We start from the raw sequence: 1761 nt of genomic DNA, 5'->3' as shown, positions 1-1761 counted from the left end.
CGGCCGCTGCGCTTCGGGCTGCACCATCATTTCCATGCGGCCACGCGGCGCCGGCGATGGAATGTTGTCGTAACCATACAGGCGGGCAATCTCTTCGATCAGATCTTCCTCGATTTCCATGTCGAAGCGCCACGACGGCGGCGTGACCAGGAAATCATCGCCCTGCTGCTCGAAGGACAGCGCCAACCCCCGGAGCAGTCCGGCGATACGCTCAGCCCCCAGCGGCAGACCAAGTACCTTCTCGGCGCGCGCGGTACGCAGACGCACCGGCTGGCGTGCCGGCAACGTAGCCTTGGCTTCGACGACCGGCCCCGCCTGGCCGCCGCAGATATCGATGATCAGTTGGGTGGCGCGCTCGATGGCACGACGCACGCCACCAAAATCGACGCCCCGTTCAAAACGGTGCGATGCATCGGAACCGAAGCCGTAGCGACGCGCACGGCCGGCAATGGCCTTGGGTGCAAAGAAGGCGGATTCCAGGAACAATTCGCTGGTGTCCAGGGTAATCCCGCTCTCCTCGCCGCCCATGATACCGGCCATGGCCAGCGGCTTGCCATCGTCGGCAATCATCAGCACATCAGCATCAACAGCAATGGTCTGCTCGTTCAGGAGCAGCAGCTTTTCTTCCGGCTTGGCCAGACGAGCATGCACCGCGCCTTCGAGTCGGGTGTTATCGAAGGCATGCAAGGGCTGGCCCAATTCGAGCATCACATAATTGGTGACATCGACCAGCGCAGAAATGGCGCGGATACCGCTACGTTCCAGACGACGCTTCATCCACTCCGGTGTTGACGCCTTGGCATCGACCCCCTTGATGACGCGACCACAATAAAGCGGGCAAGCCTCCGGCGCATCCAGCACGATGGTGCGCTGATCGGCGATGCTGGCAGGGACTTCCGGCACGACCGGCAGATTGGTCGTAGCACCGGTGATGGCCCCAACCTCACGCGCAATACCAAGCAGCGACAAGCAATCGGCGCGGTTCGGCGTCAGCTTGAGCTCGAACTGGTTATCGTCGAGGTCGAGATATTCGCGAATGCTCTGTCCGACAGGCGCATCGGCCGGCAGAACGAGCAAACCTGAGGCATCCTCATCGATCCCCAATTCCTTCGCCGAGCACAGCATGCCCGAGGATTCGATGCCGCGCACCTTGGCGATCTTGATCGTGAAATCCCCTGGCAGCTTGGCGCCGGGTAGCGCACACGGCACCTTCAAACCGACAGCAACATTGGGAGCACCGCAAACAATGGTGGTCGGCGTACCGCTGCCGGTATCAACCTGGCAAACGTTCAGCCGATCAGCGTCGGGGTGCTTGACCACTTCCAGGATATGCGCCACAACGACGCTATCGAAGGCCGGCGCAACCGGATCAAGCGCCTCGACCTCAAGGCCGGCCATGGTCAGCAGATGGGAAAGTTCCTCACTCGTCAGCTTGGGATCGACGAGCTTACGCAGCCAGGATTCAGAGAATTTCATGGATGAGTCTCGAAAAGGGTATCAGGCGAACTGACGCAGGAAACGCAGATCACCTTCGAAGAACAGGCGCAGGTCGTTGACGCCATAGCGCAGCATGGTCAGGCGGTCCGGGCCAAAACCGAAGGCGAAGCCGGTGTATTTTTCCGGATTGATGCCGGCGATCTTCAAGACGTTCGGATGGACCATGCCGCAGCCGGCGATCTCGAGCCAGCGGCCCTTCAGCGCACCGCTCATGAAAGCGACGTCGATTTCGGCCGACGGCTCGGTAAACGGGAAGAAGGACGG

At 61.1% G+C, this 1761-nt stretch carries 1 protein-coding gene and 1 pseudogene; both read right to left on the bottom strand.

The genetic code is table 11. The annotated features are described in order from the left end of the window. The coding region (gene pheT, locus ACE3PP_RS18630) for a phenylalanine--tRNA ligase subunit beta (protein ID WP_374384776.1) at positions 1-1476 on the bottom strand (1476 nt) is incomplete at its 3' end. A gap of 21 nt (positions 1477-1497) precedes the next feature. Then, positions 1498-1761, bottom strand: a pseudogene (locus ACE3PP_RS18625) (phenylalanine--tRNA ligase subunit alpha); the annotation flags it as partial.

Origin of the sequence: Dongia sp. (assembly GCF_041910485.1) — a bacterium.
Classification (GTDB): domain Bacteria; phylum Pseudomonadota; class Alphaproteobacteria; order Dongiales; family Dongiaceae; genus Dongia.
The sequence above is the reverse complement of the archived record's forward strand: the minus strand, read 5'-3'. Positions and strand labels throughout refer to the sequence as shown.